Source organism: Pseudomonadota bacterium (assembly GCA_016719885.1).
Classification (GTDB): domain Bacteria; phylum Pseudomonadota; class Gammaproteobacteria.
This window is the reverse complement of the sequence record JADJYF010000013.1, coordinates 88,026-104,789: the sequence shown is the minus strand read 5'-3', so window position 1 is coordinate 104,789 and position 16,764 is coordinate 88,026. Positions and strand designations below refer to the sequence as shown.

Genomic DNA, 16,764 nt, shown 5'->3' with positions numbered 1-16,764 from the left:
CGAACCAAGTGTGAGCCCGCATGAGCGCTGATCTGCCCCTGCTGAGTATTGCCATCTGGCTGCCGATCATCGGCGGGCTGTGGGTCATTTTTGCCGGTCGCCGCGTGCCCGATGGCCCGGTGCGCACGGATTCGCTGGTGGTGGCGCTTGCGACGTTCGTGGTCTCGCTGCTGCTGTGGCAGCGTTTCGACAATGCCAATGGCGGCATGCAGTTCGTCGAGAGGCTGCCGTGGATCAAGCCCTTCGACATCGAGTACGCGCTCGGCATCGACGGCCTCGCGCTGCCCCTGATCCTCCTGACCACCTTCACCACCGTGCTGGTGGTGCTGGCGGGCTGGGTGGTGATCAAGGACCGCTTGAGCCTCTACATGGGTAATTTCCTGATCCTCGAAGGCCTCATGAACGGCGTGTTCGCCGCCCAGGACGCCATCCTGTTCTACATCTTCTGGGAAGCGATGCTGATCCCGATGTTCCTCATCATCGGTATCTGGGGCGGGCCGCGGCGCGTGTACGCCACCATCAAGTTCTTCCTCTACACCTTCATGGGCTCGGTGTTCATGCTGGTCGCATTGCTGTACCTGTACGGCAAGGCGGGCAGTTTCGCGCTGCCGGCCATGCACCAGGTGCCGCTGACCCTGGCCGAGCAGCAATGGATCTTCATCGCCTTCCTGCTGGCCTTCGCGGTCAAGATCCCGATGTGGCCGGTGCACACATGGTTGCCCGACGCCCACGTCGAGGCGCCGACCGGCGGTTCGGTGGTGCTGGCCGCCATCATGTTGAAGATGGGCGGCTACGGCTTCCTGCGTTTCAGCATGCCTATCGCGCCCGACGCCTCGGCATCACTGGATTGGCTGATGATCGGCCTGTCGCTGATTGCGATCGTCTACATCGGTTTCGTCGCCCTCGTGCAGCAGGACATGAAGAAGCTGGTGGCCTATTCATCCATCTCGCACATGGGCTTCGTCACGCTCGGTTTCTTCATCGTGTTCCAGGTGGCGGCGGCGACCGGCGACTGGCATCGTTCGGCGGCCGGCATCTCCGGCGCGATGGTGCAGATGATCTCCCACGGTTTCATTTCGGGCGCGATGTTCCTGTGCATAGGCGTGCTCTACGACCGCGTGCACAGCCGCCAGATCGGCGACTACGGCGGCGTGGTCAACAAGATGCCGGTGTTCGCCGCGTTCATGATGCTGTTCTCGATGGCCAATGCCGGTCTGCCGGGCACCTCGGGCTTCGTCGGCGAGTTCCTGGTCATCCTCACCGCCTTCAAGGCCAACTTCTGGTATGCCTTCCTGGCCTCGGTGACCCTGATCCTGGGCGCGGCCTACACGCTGTGGATGTACAAGCGCGTGATGTTCGGCGAAGTCGCCAACGATCACGTGGCCGAACTCGAGGACATCGATGGTCGTGAGCGCCTGATCCTTTTGACCCTGGCGGTGGCGGTGCTGGTGTTCGGCCTGTGGCCGGCGCCGATGTTCGACATGATGAATGCCAGTGTGGATCAGCTGATCACGCAGATCTCGCACTCGAAATTACCCTGAGGCCGCCGGCGATGAACGAGATCGTGACCGTATTACCCGAAGCCACCATGGCGGGCCTGGCCTGCCTGGTGCTGCTGGTCGAGGTATTCCGCGGAGCGGACAACCGCGCGGCGACGTTCTGGGCCGCCGCCATGTCGGTGATGGTGGTGCTGGCGGAACTCGCGATGTGGTTTCCGCAGTCGACCACGCTGGCCTTCCATGGCACTTACCGCGTCGACATCATGGCGGCGGTGCTTAAGGCCTTCCTGATGGTGATCGTGCTGCTGTCGTTCTTCTACGCGCGCGATTACTTCGAGCGCCGCGGGCGCGAGGTGCAGGAATTCTACATTCTCGGCCTGTTCGCGACGCTCGGCATGATGGTGCTGATCTCGGCGCACAACCTCCTGACCGTGTATCTCGGTCTCGAGCTCCTGTCGCTGGCCATGTACGCGATGGTGGCCATGGACCGCGATTCGGCCTCGGCCTCGGAAGCGGCCATGAAGTACTTCGTGCTCGGCGCGCTGGCCTCGGGCATGCTGCTCTACGGCATGTCGATGATCTACGGCGTGTCCGGCACTCTCGACCTCGGAACCCTGGCGACGCAGGTGGCGGGCGGCAATTCCCATCTGCTGTACACCTTCGGCCTGGTGTTCGTGCTGATTGGCATCGCCTTCAAGCTCGGCGTCGTGCCATTCCACATGTGGGTGCCTGACGTCTACCAGGGCGCGCCGACGCCGGTCACGCTGTTCATCGGCTCCGCGCCCAAGCTCGCCGCCTTTGCCATGGCGGTGCGCGTGCTGACCGACGGCCTGGGCGGGCTGGTCGGTGAATGGCAGACCATGCTGGTCTTGCTGTCGGTGGCGTCGATGGCCGTCGGTAACGTGGTGGCCATCGCGCAGACCAACTTGAAGCGCATGCTGGCCTATTCGACCATCTCGCACATGGGCTTCCTGCTGCTCGGCCTGCTGTCGGCGCGCACCAGCGGCTATGCCGCCTCGATGTTCTACGTCATCACCTACGCGGTGATGAGCATGGGCGCTTTCGGCGCCATCGTGTTGCTGTCCTCGGCCAACTCCGAGTCGGACCGTCTGCAGGATTTCGCCGGCCTTGCCAAGCGCAGCCCGTGGCTGGCCTTCCTCATGCTGATCGTGATCTTCTCGCTGGCCGGTGTGCCGCCGTTCGCCGGGTTCTGGGCCAAGTGGTTCGTGCTCAAGGAAGTGGTGGCGGCCGGTTATTCGTGGCTCGCCATCGTCGCCGTGGTGTTCTCCCTGATCGGCGCCTACTACTACCTGCGTATCATCAAGCTCATGTATTTCGATGCGCCTGACGCCGCCGCGGAGCCTATTTCAGCCGGTGACGACGTACGCCTGGTGTTCAGCGTCAACAGCCTGTCCATCCTGCTGTTGGGCCTCTTGCCGGGCACCCTGATGTCGGTCTGCCTGGCCGCCATGCTGGCCTACGCCTCCTGAGCCCGGCCGCGCGGCACGGTCCTCGACGCGCGGCACGCCTTGCAAAACCGGTTTCCCTTCTGTTATTCAAGTATTCGCCCCCGCTCGGGGCCGATGGCCGATGCTCCCTTGGGCCTTGAGGGTTCACCGGTATTCAGCGCAAGGCACTCAGTCAGCGGGTAAATACTGTGAATATATACGTGGGAAATCTTGCTTACGCCGTCACCGACGACGACCTTCGGGAATTGTTCTCCGAGTTCGGTGAAGTGCGTAGTGCCAGCGTGATCTCGGACAAGGTTACCGGCCAGTCCAAGGGTTTCGGCTTTGTCGAAATGCAGGACAACAGCGCGGCCGACATGGCGATCAAGGAATTGAACGGTAAGCAGGTCAAGGGCCGCGCCCTGAAGGTCAACGAAGCGAAGCCGCGCGCCGACAAGCCGCCGCAACGCCGTCCGCGTTACTGAGCGCCGCGGCGGTGTGACCCGCCGCCGGCCATCGCGGGCGACCCTAGTCTCGACGGGCGTCGAGGGTTGTGGTCCGCCCCAGCCATGCCCCCATGCGCACCGGGAGACCGGCGCGCGCGTCCTCGTGCCAGTTGAGCCAGCCGCGGCTGGTCGTCACCACCACCGTCGAGCCCATGTTGAAGCGACCGAACTCGGCGCCGCGCTCGAGCGTCGGGCCGTCCAGTGCTTGACTGACATGCGCGGGCTGGTTGTTGTGCGGACGATTGCACGCCGGCTGCGCCCGCGGCAGCACCAGTTCGATGCTGCCGACGTTCAACGCGCCGACCATGATCAGCGCCAGGGAGTGGGGACCAGCCTCGAAGACCACGATGCTGCGCTCGTTGCGACAGAACAGCCCGGGCACGCCGCGCGCGGTGGTGGCGTTGACCGAGAACAGTTCGCCGGGCACGTAGCGCAACACTTTCGCCGTGGCCGTGCACGGCATGTGCACGCGATGGTAGTTGTAGGGCGCGAGGTAGATGGTGGCGAAGTGGCCGCCGTCGAAACGCGCCGCGAGCTCGGCGTCGCCGTCGAACAGGTCGAGCAGTGTGTAATCGATGCCCTTGGCCTGCACCAGGCGGTCGCCGTTCAACGCGCCGAATTCGCTGAGCGTGCCGTCGGCGGGGCACACGAAAGCCTCCGGGTCGTCGACGATGGGACGCGCGCCGTCGCGCAGCGCGCGCGTGAAGAAGGCGTTGAAGCTCGGGTAGGCGTTGCAGTCGGGCTCCCGCGCGTCGCTCATGTCGACACCGAACAGGCGCACGAACACGCGGATGGCGACGCGCGTCAGCACACCGCCCTCGAGGCGCGTGAGGTAACCGACCAGGTCGGACACGAGGTGCTTGGGCAGCAGCCACTGCAGGGCCACGAACAGGCGCGCTGAATACTTCACGCGCTCGCCTCAGGGGGGCGCATTACGCTGCACGGGCAGCGCGACTTTCAGCGCTTCGCCCTCGGCGCAGCGCAATTCCAGCGTCAAGCTCATGCCGGCCTCGAGGGCCTTCACCGGTTCGAACAGCATCACGTGGGCGCCGCCCGGGGCGGCCACGAAGCGCGCGCCGGGCTCGAGTTCGATATCGCCCTGGGCTCGCATCTCGACGCGGCCATCCACCACCTGCGTGGCATGCAGCATGGCGCCCTTGAAATCGGGGCTGGCGACGGACTTGATGGTGAGCGTCGACGCGCCGTCGTTACGCGCTTCGAAATAGGCGGCGGCGACGTCGCTGCCGGGCGGCGGCTGGCGCAGCCAGGCGCGTTCGACGCTGAGGCCATCGCAGGCCAGCGCTTCGCTGCCCGCCAGCACCGCGAGCATGGTCACAACAATGCGCATCAGGATCTTCCCAGGATGAAGGCGCTGACCGCCTTGAAGCGCGCGATCACCGCGTCGGCGGTATGCGGTGGCGTCAGCACGCTGACCAGGCGGCCCGCCGGGTCGATGAAGAAAATGCCGGCCGAGTGATCGACCGAGTAATCGGGGCCGCCGGCGGCCACTTTCATGAACAGCACGCCCAGCGCCTGGGTCAGCGGTTTGAGTTCAGCCTCGGCGCCGGTCACGCCGATAAAGTCCTTGTGGAAGTAATGCACGTATTGCGCGAGCTGGGCCGGCGTGTCGCGCTCCGGATCGACCGACACGAACACCACCTGGCCCTGGCTGCCGTAGGGCGGTGCTTTACGCAGGACCGTGTGGACCTGCGCCAGCACGTCCAGCGTGGTCGGGCACACGTCGGGGCAGTGCGTGAAGCCGAAGAACATCAAGGTCCATTTGCCGCGCAGATCGGCAAGCCGGAACGGCGTGCCGTCGTCACGGGTCAGGGCGATGTCGGGCACCACCGGCGGGTCGGGCCACAACAGGCCGTCGATGGCGGGCACATCGCCGTCGCGGTTATGCCAGTACGACAAGCCGATGCCCGCCGTGAAGGCCACACCGGCGATCAGGATCATCGCCAGCCACGGAATCTTGGGGGTGCTCGCTTGCATCAGCGGATTATAACGATCGCGCGTGTCCGGGTCGCTGCTTGCGCGGCGTCGCTTGCCTTGCAAATGCCTGGCGCAATCGACACCATGTCGGGCGATATCCATGCAATTCACACTGGCGTCGCGCAGGGCGGCGTTTCGGTCCGGCGGCAATCATGAGCGACGCGCCCAAAAAGCTCGGCAAGTACGACATCCTGTCCGAGATCGGGCGCGGCAGCATGGGCATCGTCTATCGCGCCTTCGACCCCTACATCAACCGCGAAGTGGCGGTGAAAGTGGCGATGGCCGAAGCCCTGAAGGACAAGGACACCGGCGAGCGCTTTCGCAAGATGTTCTTCAACGAAGCGCACACCGCCGGCATGCTGCGTCATCCCAATATTCTCGACATCTTCGATGCCGGCGTGGATGGCGATTCGTGTTACATCGTCATGGAGCTGGTGGCCAAGGGCGGCACCCTCAGGCCCTACTGCCGCGCCGAGAAACTGCTGCCGCTCAACCAGGCGGCGGAGATCATCTTCAAGTGCGCCAAGGCGCTCGATTACGCGCACCGGCAGGGCGTGATCCATCGTGACATCAAGCCGTCCAACATCCTCGTCACCGACGACATGGACGTCAAGATTGCCGATTTCAGCATCGCCCACGCGGTACGCCAGGACACCACCCAGACCATGCCCTTGGGCTTCGTCGGTTCGCCGCGCTACATGTCGCCCGAGCAGGTGCACGAGGACGTCATCACCAACCAGACCGATCTGTTTTCGCTGGGCGTGGTCGCCTATGAGCTCATCACCGGCCATCATCCGTTCGGCGGCGAAAGTTTTTCGGCGCTGGTGCACAAGATAGTCAACGAAGACCCGCCGCCCATGAGCAACTACCGGGCCGACACGCCCGAAGTGCTGGAACGCATCGTGCGGCGCGCGCTGGAAAAAAACCCGGCGCGTCGTTATCGCACGGGGCTCGACATCGCAGCGGACCTTTCCATGGTGTTCACCCACCTCGAACGTCCGCAGGAAGACATCGCCATCACGGCCAAGTTCGACAAGGTCAAGCGCCTGGAATTCTTTCGTGGTTTTCCCGACAACGAGATCTGGGAGATCATCCGCGCCAGCGTGTGGATGGAAGTGGATGTCGACACGGCGGTGGTGATCGAGGGCGAAGTCGACGAGGCGTTCTTCATCATCGTCAGCGGTGACGTCTCGGTCACCAAGTTCGGCCAGTCGCTGGACCAGCTGCATACCGGCGACTGCTTCGGCGAAATGGGCTATCTCAACCGCATCAAGCGCACCGCCACGGTCAAGGCCGACGGACCGTTGTCATTGCTCAAGATCAACGCGACGCTCATCGAGCAGGTCAGCGCCGATTGCCAGCTGCGTTTCTACAAGGTGTTCATGAAGGTGCTGATCGACCGCCTGGCCAGGACCTCCGAAATGGCGGTGCGGGGCCCGGCGCTGTGAATGTCCCCATCCCCCTCGGATGAGACTTCAATCGCACATTTCGTCGTCAGACTGAAGTCTGACCCACAAAGTCACGGCACATTTTATTGTGGGTCAGACTTCAGTCTGACATTCAATTCTCAGTGCGTGCGGCGAGATACGCCTCCAACATCGCGCGCGTCGACGGGTCATGCTCGCCGCTCACCGCGCCCTGGCTGATCTCCTCGAGGATGCTGCCGGCCAGCACCTTGCCGAGTTCCACGCCCCATTGATCGAAAGCGTTGATGTTCATCAACACGCTCTGTACGTAGGTCTTGTGTTCGTAGAGCGCGATCAGCGCGCCCAGCGTGGCCGCGGTCAGCGCGTGCATGCTGATGAGCGTGCTGGCGCGGTTGCCGGGAATGTCGCGATGGCGCGCCAGCGGATCGGCGCTGTCGATGATGCGGCCGCGCATGAGGCCCTCGGCCTGGGCGATGCAGTTGGCGACCAGCATGTCGTGATGCGCGGCGCGCGCCGCGGGATGGGTGAGACACACGATGAAGTCGACCGGCACGCGACGCGTGCCCTGGTGCAGGAGCTGGAAGACGGCGTGCTGCGCGTTGGTGCCGAGACCGCCCCAGGTGACGGGCGCCGAGTGGCCCGCGAGGGGCTGGCCTTCGCGGTCCACGCGCTTGCCATTGCTTTCCATTTCGAGCTGCTGCAGGTAGTCCGGCAGGTAGCGCAGGCGGTCGTCGTAGGGCACCACCGCTTCCGATTCGGCGCCCTGGCAGTGGCTGTTCCAGAACGCCGTCAGCGCCAGCAGCACCGCCAGGTTGTCGGCGAACGGCGTGGCGCGGAAATGCTCGTCCAGCGCGCGCGCGCCGGCCAGGAATTCGCGAAAAGCGTCCATGCCGACCGCGAACGCGATCGGCAGGCCCACCGCCGACCACAGTGAATAGCGGCCGCCGACCCAGTCCCACAGCGGATAGACGTTGTCGGCCGCGATGCCGAATTCGACCGCCTTGGCGGGTGCGGCACTGACCGCGACGAAATGACAGGCAATGGCGGCGCCATCGGTGAAGCGCGTCGCCAGCCACGCGCGCGCCGACATTGCGTTCAAGCGGGTTTCGACCGTGGTGAACGACTTCGAAGTGATCAGGAACAGGGTGGAGGCCGGGTTCAGAGGCGCCACCACGCGATCGAATTCCCCGCCATCGACATTGGCGAGAAAGTGCACGCGTACCTGCCCGCTGTGCTGGTAGCGCAGCGCCTCGCAGGCGAGCTGCGGGCCGAGATGGGAGCCGCCGATGCCGATGTTGACGACGTCGGTGATGCGTTCGCCGCTGTAGCCGCGCCAGCGCCCCTCGTGGACATCCGCCACCAGCCGTTCCATGCGCGCCAGCACGTGTTCCACTTCGGTGGCGACGCGCTGACCGTCGACCTCCGCCCGACCCTCGGCGCCGGCGCGCAGGGCGGTATGCAGCACCGCGCGCCTTTCGGTGTGATTGATGATATCGCCCTTGAACATGGCTTCGATGGCGGCGCCGAGGCCACTCGCCGCCGCGAGGCTCAGCAGGCCCTCCAGCGCCGCCGTGTCGAGCGCTTGCTTGGAAACGTCCAGGGTCAGGCCGGCGGCCGACTTGCGCAGGCGCACGAGCCTGTCGGGCTCGGCGTCGAACAGGCTGGCGATGTCCCGCGCGGCGAGGGTCGCTGCCTGCTGTCGCAGGCGATTGCACAATGCATGGGTCGATTCGGGCATCTCGGTGATCCAGTTCCGCTTCAAAGTGACGATAAGCATCCCGGGAAGCTGCCGCAAGCCACGCCGCAGCCCCATTTTGATGACTGCGTGGCGCGACGTCGCGCCGCGCCGGCGGGCCCGGTATGCCGGTCCCGGGAATTGAATTACTATCTTGAAAGTCAAGGCGAACGATACGGCGAACGCCGAGGCAGGCGCCCATCGATGCCTCTTGTAGCGGTGAAGCCGCCGCCGATGGATCGGGCCCAAAACCAGCGAGTGACCAGAGCAGCACATGAGCGGACAAGTCCCGGAACGCTTGGGCAAGTACCAGGTCATGCGCGAAATCGGCCGCGGCAGCATGGGCACGGTCTACCTCGGCCACGACCCCTATGCCGACCGCAATGTCGCCATCAAGATTGCCCACGCCGAGCAGTTGAACGACGAGGAAGGCGGCGAGCGCTACCGCAAGATGTTCTTCAACGAGGCGCATACCGCCGGACGCCTCACCCATCCCAACATCATCGGCATCTACGATGCCGGTGTCGACGGTGACACCTGCTACATCGTCATGGAGCTGGTCGAGGGCGGCGAGACGCTCAAGACCTATTGCAAGCCCGATCACCTCGCCTCCATAGAAAAAGTGGTGGAGATGATCTTCAAGTGCGCGAAGGCGCTCGACTACGCGCACAAGCAGGGCGTCATCCATCGCGACATCAAGCCGACCAACATCCTGGTCACGGCCACCGGCGACGTGAAGATTGGCGATTTCAGCATCGCCCACCTGTCGAAGATGGATTCGACCAAGACCATGCCCATGGGCCTGGTCGGTTCGCCGCGCTACATGTCCCCCGAACAGATCACCGAGGACTACCTCACCAACCAGACCGACATCTTTTCGCTGGGCGTGATCATGTACGAACTGCTCGCGGGCAAGCATCCGTTCGTGGCCGAGAATTTTTCACGCCTCGTGCAGCGCATCCTCAACGACGACCCGCCGGACGTGCGCCAGTTCCGCCAGGACGTGCCCGAGGAACTGGTGCGCATCATGAACAAGGCGCTGGCCAAGGATCGCGCGCAGCGCTACCAGATGGGCATGGACATGGCGTCGGATCTCAGCCGCGCCTTCGATTCGCTGCTGGAGACGCCGGAAGAGAACATCTCCGAGCAGGAGCAGTTCGTCGCCGTCAAGCAGCTCGATTTCTTCGACGGCTTTCCTGATGCCGAGATCTGGGAGATCGTGCGCGCCGGCAAGTGGCAGGACTATCGCGACGGCGATCAGATCATCGTCGAAGGCGAACTGGACGATTCGTTCTACATCATCGTCTACGGCGAAGTGGCGGTGGAGAAGAGCGGCAAGGAACTGCGCGTGTTGCTGGCTGGTGACTGCTTCGGCGAGATGGGCTACCTGGCCAAGACCAAGCGCACCGCGACCATTGTCGCCAAGGGCGCCACCTCGCTCCTGAAAGTGAACTCGACGGTCATCACCCAGGTTTCACTCAATTGCCAGGTGCGCTTCCTCAAGGTGTTCCTGCGCACGCTCATTCATCGCCTGTCGGTCACCACCGAGAAGATGTCGCAGGAAATCTGAGACCATGGCACGCGCGCTGGTCACCGTCGTTGCCGGCCTGGCACTGCTGGCCACCACGACGGCGGCCTGGGCGCTGGATCTCGCGCGCCTGCGCCTGCCGCCCGGATTTCACATCAGCCTGTATGCCGACCAGGTGCCCGACGCGCGCCAGATGGCGCTCGGCAGTCAGGGCACCTTGTTCATCGGCAGCCGTGAAGCCGGGCGTGTGTATGCCGCCATCGACGCCAACCACGATCGCGTGGCGGAGCGTATCGGCCTGGTCGCTGAATATCTCAGCATGCCATCGGGCGTCGCCTTTCGTGACGGCGCGCTGTACGTGGCGGCGGTGGACCGGGTGCTGCGCTACTCCAACATCGAGGCCCACCTGCCGGCGCCGCCGCTGCCGGAACAGGTGGTGGGCGGCTTGCCCAAGGATCTGCATCACGGCTGGAAGGCCATCGCCTTCGGTCCCGACGGCGCGCTGTATGTGCCGGTCGGCGCGCCGTGCAATATCTGCGCACCGAAATTTCCCTATGCCTCGATACTGCGCATCACCACCGACAGCGGCAAGGTCACGGCCTACGCGCGCGGCGTGCGCAACTCGGTGGCCTTCGACTGGCATCCCGCCAACGGCGAGATGTGGTTCGCGGACCACGGTCGCGACATGCTCGGTGACGATGTGCCGCCCGACGAAATCAATCGCGTCACGCGTGCCGGGCAGGACTTCGGTTATCCCCATGTGCACGGCGCCGCCATCCTCGATGCCGAGTTCGGCGCCGGCCAGCGCGCCGACCAATTCACGCCGCCCGCCATCGAACTCGGCGCCCACGTCGCGCCGACCGGCCTCATGTTCTATCGAGGCGGCATGTTTCCGGCCGAGTATCGCCACGCGCTGCTGGTGGCCGAACACGGTTCCTGGAATCGCTCGCGCAAGTCAGGCTACCGGGTGATGCGCGCCACGCTCAAGCCGGATGGCTCGCTCGCCAGCTATGAACCCTTCATCACCGGCTGGCTCGAGGGCGAGGAGAACTGGGGACGGCCGGTGGCGTTCGCAACGCTCGAAGACGGCTCCCTGCTGATCTCCGACGACCAGGCCGGTGTCGTCTACCGTGTGACCTACCAGCCGCCCTGACCATGCCCGGACCAGTCACCTCGCTGGTGGCGCGACTGCGCACCGGCCTCAATCCCGATAGCCCTGACCCTGCCCGGCAGTTGCTCTACGAGCGCTGGGTGGGCGAAGAGCAGTGGCCGCTGTCACCGGTCGCCATCGCCTTGTTGATAGGCGTGGCGCCCGACGCGTGGCAGCGCCATGTCGAGGCCTTGGCCATGGCCGACGAGGCGGCGGCATTGCTCGACGCGATGGCGTCCGCACTTGCCGTGGAAGGCGAGCAGGTCACCACCGGCCTGCGGGTGCGCGCATGGGCGCACGGGCAGGGCGTGGCGATGCCGGCGGCGGCGGAATCGTTGCTGGACTTCGTTGCACGCACGCTGCCGCGCCTCGCCGAGCAGGCCCCGGTGGCGGCCGCGAGCGCGCGCACGACGGACACCGAAGCGGTGCTCGGCGCGGCCTTGTCGCTGGTCACGCGCTTCATGGAAGACTGCCTGGACGAACAGCGCATGTTCGACGGCGCGCGCATCGCGCGCCTGATGCTCGCGCAATCGGCGCTGTGGTTTCCCGACGGCCCGCCGCGCATGGACGAAAAGGCCATCGCCAAACTCATCGAGCATCACATCAGCGGCTTCTGAACAGGCGCGACATCGTCGGCCTGTGGCGGGGCGCCCGGGCATCAGGCAAATGTCAGGCTGAAGCCTGACCCACAATGAAAAAGCGATGGCCCTGTGGGTCAGGCTTCAGCCTGACATTCTGCGCACCGCGAATGTGCGAATGAATTTGCACCTACAGTGCCTTGTCACGCACCGGCATCACCGCGCCGACGTGGCGCTCGTGGCGCGCGTCGGCCAGCGCCACCTGGCGGCGTCTCTCGGCGAAGCCGCGGCGCTTGTCGGCGCTCAACTGGTCATGGCAATGCGGGCAACACTCGGCCTCGCGAAACAATGGTGAGGCGCGGTCCTCGGCACTCAAGGGCCGTCGGCACGCGAAGCACAGCGTGAACTCGCCCGGGCTCAAGGCGGCATCGAGCGCCACGCGTTCGTCGAACACGAAACAATCGCCATGCCAGCGCGAGGTTGCCGACGGCGTTTGCTCGAGGTAATTGAGGATGCCGCCTTCGAGCTGGTACACCGCCTCGATGCCGCGCTCCATGAGATAGGCGCTGGCCTTTTCACAGCGTATGCCGCCGGTGCAGAACATCGCCACGCGGGTCGCGCCACTGCGTTCGAGTTCGGCGTCGATCAAGGCCGGGAACTCGCGAAAGCTGTCCATGCCGAGATCGAGCGCGCCGTCGAAGCTGCCGACCCGCACCTCGTAGCGGTTGCGCGTATCGATCAGCAGCACTTGCGGGTCGTTCAGCAGTTCGTTCCATGCCGTGGGTGTGACGTGGATGCCGGTGCGCTCGGCCGGTGCGATGCCGGGCACGCCCATGGTGACGATTTCGCGCTTGTACTTGATTTTGAAGCGCCGGAACGGCGCGCTCGCGTGCCAGGATTCGCGCACGTCGCTCAAGCTCGCGAAGCCCGGTTGCGCGCGCAGGAAATCGAGAAACCCAGCGACCGCCGCCGGCGCGCCGGCGATGCTCGCGTTCAATCCTTCCTCGGCCAGCAGCAAGGTGCCGAGCAGATCCAGCGCGCGCGCGCGTTCGCCGAGCACGGCACCGAGCTCGCGCGGCGCGGCGAGCGTCACGAAACGGTAGAACGAGGCGACCATGACGGGCGCGGTGGCGGCGGTGTGGCTGGCGGTCATCGAGGGCTACCGGGTGAAGGGCGCGGGGCGCCGGAAATAGGAGACGCCTGGCCCAGCGCGCTGGGCAAGCGGCGGCGATCATCGCATGATCGCGCCATGGGCTTGAACCACGACGAGGCCGCGTTCTCCGCATTTCTTGATCACAGCGGGCATGGCCTGACGAACGCCTTCGCGCGCCTGCCGGAGAGTGCGCAAGCCTGGCTCGCCGACATGCTGCCGCGCGCGCGGGCCGCGCAGGGCAGCGACGGTCGTGTCGCCGCCTGGCGCCAGGCGCTGGCGGCGCTGCCCGATCTCGACGTCGACAGCCGCGAGCTGGGTGATTGTCCGCGCGTAACCGGCTGCTGCGACAGCACGCAGCGCGCCACTCTGCGCGCGGCCCTCATGGCGCTCGCGCCGTGGCGCAAGGGTCCATTCGAGCTGTTCGACGTCCACATCGACAGCGAATGGCGCAGTGACTGGAAATGGCGGCGGGTGGCGCCGCACCTCGAGCCGCTGCGCGGCCGCTGGGTGCTCGATGTCGGTTGTGGAAATGGCTATTACCTGTGGCGCATGGCCGAGGCCGGCGCGGCGCTGGCGCTCGGCATCGATCCCGCGCCGGCGGCGCTGGCGCAGTTCGCCGCGGTGCGTCGCTATATCGACGACGGCCGCGTGCACCTGCTGACGCTCGCGAGCGATGCGCTCGATGCGCGCCTCGCGTGTTTCGATACGGTGTTCTCGATGGGCGTGCTCTACCATCGCCGCGATCCGCTCGCGCATTTGCGCGAGCTGCGCAGCGCTTTGCGCACCGGCGGACAACTGGTGCTCGAAACCCTGGTCATCGTCGACGGCAGCAGCGAGTTGCTGGTGCCCGCCACGCGCTACGCGGCGATGCGCAACGTGTGGGCGGTGCCGTCGCCGGCCACCGTCGAACAGTGGCTGGGCGCGACGGGCTTTGGTGAGGTGCGCTGCGTCGACATCACCGCCACCCGCGTCGCCGAGCAGCGCAGCACGGCATGGATGCCCCACCACTCGCTGGCGGATTTTCTCGCGCCGGACGATGCCACGCGCACCATCGAAGGCCATCCCGCGCCGGTACGGGCGGTGTTCGTCGCCAGCGCCGGCGAAGCTCGCTTATAGTCTTGCGCGCAGGCGCGCCGCGCCGCATTCGACGGAGCCAACAGCCATGAATCCCTGCATGCTCGTGACCGGCGCCAGCCGCGGCATAGGCGCAGCCACCGCTCTCTTGGCGGCGGCACGCGGTTACACCGTGGCGGTCAATTACGTGAACGACGTCGGCGCCGCACAAGACCTGTGCGCGCGCATCGTCGCGGCCGGCGGCGAGGCGTTCAGCCTGCGCGCCGACGTCAGCGATGAAACGCAGGTGCTGCGCATGTTCGCCGAGTTCGACGCGCGCGGCGTGCCGCTGCGGGCGCTGGTCAACAATGCGGGCGTGGTGGGCGTCATTGCGCCATTCGCGGACTACACGGCGGCGCGCCTCAAGCGTACCCTCGAGGTCAACGTGCTCGGTGCGTTCCTGGTCGCGCGCGAAGCGGTCAAGCGCATGTCGACCGCGCACGGCGGCGCCGGCGGCGCCATCGTCAACTTGTCCTCGGCCGCGGCGCGCATCGGTTCGCCCAACGAGTTCATCGACTACGCGGCCTCGAAGGGCGCCATCGATGCCATGACGCTGGGACTTGCCAAGGAATTCGCCACCCACGGCATACGCGTGAACGCGGTGCGGCCGGGACTCATCGATACCGACATCCACGCCTCGGCCGGCGCACCGGATCGCGTCGAGCGCTTCACGCCCATGATTCCCATGCGCCGCGCTGGCCAGGCCGAAGAAGTCGCCGAAGCCATCCTGTGGCTGCTGTCGCCCCAGGCCTCCTACGTCACCGGCAGCTTCATCGACGTCAGTGGCGGACGCTGAGCGCACGCCTGGCCATGGACCAACGCAGCACCCAGGTCCATGCACGGGCAGCCGCCATGCAACTGCCGGCCACGCCCCTGCGCTTCTGCCTGCGCTACATGCGCCGCTACCTGCCGGTGCTGTCGCTCATGGTGGTGCTGGAAGGTGGACAGTCGGCCTGTTCCATCCTGCTGCCCTATGCGATCAAGGAGATCATGGAAGGCGTGAGCGCCGCCCAGGCCGCCCATCTCGATGTGTGGGGCGCCGTCAGCCATGCCTTCTGGTTGTTCGCCGCGCTCAATCTCGGCGTGGTGCTGTGTTCGCGCGCCAGCGGTACGGTGCTGGTGATGCTGGGCCCGGCCTTGCGTCGGCGCGTGCGGCGTGAACTGTTCAGCTACCTGCAATTGCATTCGCAGCGCTACTTCCTGTCGAACTTCGCCGGCTCGCTGGCCAATCGCATCGCCGAGGTGTCGATGGGCGTGGCGCAGGTCATCTGGACCACGCTGTTTGATTTCTGGCCGCTGGCCATCTCGTTCGCCGTCTCCCAATACCTGTTGGCGTCGGTCAACCCGCGCCTCGCGCTGGTGCTGGGCGCGTGGACACTGGTCTACGTGGTGACGTGTTTTCTCCTGGCGCGCCGCTGCCGTCGTTACGCGCGCGATTACGCCGCTGCGCGCAGCGCGGTGAGCGGCACCATCGTCGATTCGGTCTCGAACATCATGACCGCCAAGTTGTTCGCGCGCCGCGACTTCGAACGCCAACACCTGGACACCTATCTCGACCGCGAGGTGGAGCGGGCGCGCGCCACCTTCTGGTTCATGGAAGCGATACGCTGGTTCCAGTACGTAGCGGCCTTCATCCTGATGCTGGCGGTGATCGGCTACGCGCTCAGGTTGTGGAGCGCCGGCGCCATGAGCGCTGGCCAGTTCGCGATGGCGGCCAGCCTGTCGCTGCTGCTCATCGAACAGGCGCGCGGCCTGAGCCGCCGCTTCCTGGAATTCTTCGAGTTCGTCGGCAACATCAACGATGGCGTTGGCATGATCGTGCGGCCCCACGAAGTGGTGGATCATCCAGGGGCCGGCCCGTTGATGGTGGCGCGCGGCGAGATCCGTTTCGACGAGGTCGGCTTTGCCTATCACGAACAGCGGCCGGTATTTCGCGATCTCAGCGTCACGCTGCGCGCCGGCGAGCGGGTTGGCCTGGTCGGCTATTCCGGCAGCGGCAAGAGCACGCTGGTCAATCTCATCCTGCGCCTGTTCGAACCCCAGCGCGGGCGCATACTCATCGATGGACAGGACATCAAGCTCGTCACCCAGGAGAGTCTGCGCGCGGCGGTCGCGATGATTCCGCAGGATCCCCTGCTGTTCCATCGCAGCCTCATGGACAACATCCGCTACGGACGGCTGGCGGCCAGCGACGAGGAAGTGATGCGCGCGGCGCGTCTCGCCTATGCCCACGATTTCATCGAGGCGATGGAACAGGGCTACGCTTCGCTGGTCGGCGAACGTGGCGTGAAACTGTCCGGCGGCCAGCGTCAGCGCATCGCGCTGGCGCGCGCGATCCTCAAGGATTCACCGATACTGTTGCTGGACGAGGCGACCAGCGCGCTCGATTCGGTGACCGAACGTTCCATCCAGGCCAGTCTCGAAGACCTGATGCGCGGGCGCACGGTGGTGGTGGTCGCGCATCGTCTCTCGACGCTGGCGCATCTCGATCGGATCCTGGTGTTTCATGAAGGCTGCATCATCGAAGATGGCAGCCATGCGCAATTGCTGGCGGCGGATGGCCACTATGCCCACATGTGGGCCATGCAGGCCGGCGGCTTCCTGCCCGAACACGAATCGGCCGAAGCCTGAC

At 65.5% G+C, this 16,764-nt stretch carries 15 protein-coding genes; 10 read left to right on the top strand and 5 right to left on the bottom strand.

Annotated elements, in window-relative coordinates; genetic code table 11:
- The first annotated feature begins 20 nt into the window (after positions 1–20).
- The 3 genes from IPM80_14790 (at position 21) to IPM80_14780 (ending at position 3,432) form a co-directional block, all read left to right on the top strand.
- On the top strand, positions 21–1,541 hold the full coding sequence (locus IPM80_14790; GenBank protein ID MBK8959653.1) for an NADH-quinone oxidoreductase subunit M: 1,521 nt from the start codon (positions 21–23) through the stop codon (positions 1,539–1,541).
- A gap of 11 nt (positions 1,542–1,552) precedes the next feature.
- Positions 1,553–2,989 (top strand): NADH-quinone oxidoreductase subunit NuoN, encoded by a 1,437-nt coding sequence (nuoN, locus tag IPM80_14785; GenBank protein MBK8959652.1) that lies wholly within the window; start codon positions 1,553–1,555, stop codon positions 2,987–2,989.
- A 167-nt stretch (positions 2,990–3,156) separates the two neighbouring features.
- Complete coding sequence (locus IPM80_14780) at positions 3,157–3,432, top strand: RNA-binding protein (protein MBK8959651.1); 276 nt, start codon at positions 3,157–3,159, stop codon at positions 3,430–3,432.
- A gap of 43 nt (positions 3,433–3,475) precedes the next feature.
- Here the strand turns inward: IPM80_14780 and psd are convergent, their stop codons facing one another.
- From psd to IPM80_14765, 3 genes are read right to left on the bottom strand one after another with little or no spacing between them, the layout of a single operon-like run.
- Positions 3,476–4,363, bottom strand: a complete 888-nt coding sequence (gene psd / locus IPM80_14775; GenBank protein MBK8959650.1) for a phosphatidylserine decarboxylase — start codon at positions 4,361–4,363, stop codon at positions 3,476–3,478.
- A 9-nt stretch (positions 4,364–4,372) separates the two neighbouring features.
- Positions 4,373–4,801, bottom strand: coding sequence for a copper chaperone PCu(A)C (locus IPM80_14770; protein MBK8959649.1), 429 nt, complete (start codon positions 4,799–4,801; stop codon positions 4,373–4,375).
- The gene (locus IPM80_14765) at positions 4,801–5,448 is read right to left on the bottom strand and encodes an SCO family protein (protein MBK8959648.1); all 648 of its coding nucleotides are present in this window, start codon (positions 5,446–5,448) and stop codon (positions 4,801–4,803) included. Before IPM80_14765 ends, IPM80_14770 begins: the two co-directional genes overlap by 1 nt.
- Positions 5,449–5,600: 152 nt before the next feature.
- Here IPM80_14765 and IPM80_14760 point away from each other — a divergent pair, with 152 nt between their 5' ends.
- The gene (locus tag IPM80_14760; protein ID MBK8959647.1) at positions 5,601–6,896 is read left to right on the top strand and encodes a protein kinase; all 1,296 of its coding nucleotides are present in this window, start codon (positions 5,601–5,603) and stop codon (positions 6,894–6,896) included.
- 112 nt (positions 6,897–7,008) lie between these two features.
- Here the strand turns inward: IPM80_14760 and pgi are convergent, their stop codons facing one another.
- Entirely contained in the window at positions 7,009–8,613 is a 1,605-nt protein-coding gene (gene pgi, locus IPM80_14755) for a glucose-6-phosphate isomerase (GenBank protein ID MBK8959646.1), read from the bottom strand.
- Positions 8,614–8,884: 271 nt separating this feature from the next.
- Between pgi and IPM80_14750 the strand changes: the two genes are divergently transcribed.
- Genes IPM80_14750 through IPM80_14740 form a run of 3 tightly spaced genes read left to right on the top strand, consistent with a single transcriptional unit; the run spans position 8,885 to position 11,905 of the window.
- A complete protein-coding gene (locus tag IPM80_14750) occupies positions 8,885–10,180 on the top strand; it encodes a protein kinase (GenBank protein MBK8959645.1) in 1,296 nt (431 codons plus the stop codon).
- 4 nt (positions 10,181–10,184) lie between these two features.
- Positions 10,185–11,291 (top strand): PQQ-dependent sugar dehydrogenase, encoded by a 1,107-nt coding sequence (locus IPM80_14745; protein MBK8959644.1) that lies wholly within the window; start codon positions 10,185–10,187, stop codon positions 11,289–11,291.
- Positions 11,292–11,293: 2 nt separating this feature from the next.
- Positions 11,294–11,905 carry a hypothetical protein gene (locus IPM80_14740; protein MBK8959643.1) on the top strand — a complete coding sequence of 204 codons (612 nt, stop codon included), beginning with the start codon at positions 11,294–11,296 and terminating at the stop codon, positions 11,903–11,905.
- Positions 11,906–12,056: 151 nt separating this feature from the next.
- Here IPM80_14740 and IPM80_14735 read toward each other — a convergent pair whose 3' ends face one another.
- Positions 12,057–13,019, bottom strand: coding sequence for a rhodanese-related sulfurtransferase (locus IPM80_14735; protein MBK8959642.1), 963 nt, complete (start codon positions 13,017–13,019; stop codon positions 12,057–12,059).
- A gap of 96 nt (positions 13,020–13,115) precedes the next feature.
- Between IPM80_14735 and cmoB the strand changes: the two genes are divergently transcribed.
- From cmoB to IPM80_14720, 3 genes are read left to right on the top strand one after another with little or no spacing between them, the layout of a single operon-like run.
- The gene (cmoB, locus tag IPM80_14730; protein ID MBK8959641.1) at positions 13,116–14,135 is read left to right on the top strand and encodes a tRNA 5-methoxyuridine(34)/uridine 5-oxyacetic acid(34) synthase CmoB; all 1,020 of its coding nucleotides are present in this window, start codon (positions 13,116–13,118) and stop codon (positions 14,133–14,135) included.
- A 46-nt stretch (positions 14,136–14,181) separates the two neighbouring features.
- Positions 14,182–14,928: an SDR family oxidoreductase gene (locus tag IPM80_14725; protein ID MBK8959640.1), complete on the top strand. Its 747-nt coding sequence runs from the start codon at positions 14,182–14,184 to the stop codon at positions 14,926–14,928.
- 14 nt (positions 14,929–14,942) lie between these two features.
- Positions 14,943–16,763, top strand: coding sequence for an ABC transporter ATP-binding protein (locus tag IPM80_14720; GenBank protein ID MBK8959639.1), 1,821 nt, complete (start codon positions 14,943–14,945; stop codon positions 16,761–16,763).
- Position 16,764: the final 1 nt, after the last annotated feature.

Coding starts and splice junctions, on each gene's coding strand:
- pgi (MBK8959646.1), bottom strand. CDS start 8,613: ATGCCCGAATCGACCCATGCATTGTGCAATCGCCTGCGACAGCAGGCA.
- cmoB (MBK8959641.1), top strand. CDS start 13,116: ATGGGCTTGAACCACGACGAGGCCGCGTTCTCCGCATTTCTTGATCAC.
- IPM80_14720 (MBK8959639.1), top strand. CDS start 14,943: ATGGACCAACGCAGCACCCAGGTCCATGCACGGGCAGCCGCCATGCAA.
- nuoN (MBK8959652.1), top strand. CDS start 1,553: ATGAACGAGATCGTGACCGTATTACCCGAAGCCACCATGGCGGGCCTG.
- IPM80_14735 (MBK8959642.1), bottom strand. CDS start 13,019: ATGACCGCCAGCCACACCGCCGCCACCGCGCCCGTCATGGTCGCCTCG.
- IPM80_14790 (MBK8959653.1), top strand. CDS start 21: ATGAGCGCTGATCTGCCCCTGCTGAGTATTGCCATCTGGCTGCCGATC.
- IPM80_14745 (MBK8959644.1), top strand. CDS start 10,185: ATGGCACGCGCGCTGGTCACCGTCGTTGCCGGCCTGGCACTGCTGGCC.
- IPM80_14740 (MBK8959643.1), top strand. CDS start 11,294: ATGCCCGGACCAGTCACCTCGCTGGTGGCGCGACTGCGCACCGGCCTC.
- IPM80_14750 (MBK8959645.1), top strand. CDS start 8,885: ATGAGCGGACAAGTCCCGGAACGCTTGGGCAAGTACCAGGTCATGCGC.
- IPM80_14760 (MBK8959647.1), top strand. CDS start 5,601: ATGAGCGACGCGCCCAAAAAGCTCGGCAAGTACGACATCCTGTCCGAG.
- IPM80_14725 (MBK8959640.1), top strand. CDS start 14,182: ATGAATCCCTGCATGCTCGTGACCGGCGCCAGCCGCGGCATAGGCGCA.
- IPM80_14770 (MBK8959649.1), bottom strand. CDS start 4,801: ATGCGCATTGTTGTGACCATGCTCGCGGTGCTGGCGGGCAGCGAAGCG.
- IPM80_14765 (MBK8959648.1), bottom strand. CDS start 5,448: ATGCAAGCGAGCACCCCCAAGATTCCGTGGCTGGCGATGATCCTGATC.